The sequence below is a fragment of the Alcanivorax sp. HI0083 genome, from assembly GCF_001635175.1.
In genome coordinates this window covers 1-410 of record NZ_LWFX01000578.1, presented here as the reverse complement: position 1 = coordinate 410, position 410 = coordinate 1, and the positions used below count along the sequence as shown (strand labels likewise).

Here is a 410-nt window from a genome sequence, read left to right as displayed (position 1 = left end):
CCACCTGGTTCGAAGCCGACCTGTTCTCCGGTCGACCGGATTGGGAGAAATTCGCTCACATTCAGTTCACCACGCTCACCGATGACGAGCAGTCCTTCATCGACAACGAAGTGGTGCAATTGTGCGACATGCTTGATGAGTGGCAGATCTTCCACGAACTGCGAGACCTGCCCGAAGAGGTCTGGGATTTCCTCAAGCACAAGGGCTTTTTCAGCCTGATCATTCCCACCGAATACGGCGGCAAGGCCTTCTCGCCCTATGCGCAAAGCCGCATCATGAGCAAGATTGCCACCCGCTCACTCACCGCCGCCGTCACCGCCATGGTGCCCAACTCTCTCGGCCCGGGTGAACTGTTGGCGGAATACGGCACCCAGGAACAGAAAGACCGCTGGTTGCCCGGCCTTGCCAAG

The 410-nt window shown here is 58.3% G+C and carries 1 protein-coding gene; it reads left to right on the top strand.

Going from position 1 to position 410, the window contains the following annotated elements; translation table 11 throughout:
* Positions 1-410, top strand: a 410-nt coding sequence (locus A3754_RS05880; protein ID WP_197468494.1) for an acyl-CoA dehydrogenase family protein, incomplete at both ends; no start/stop codon positions are given.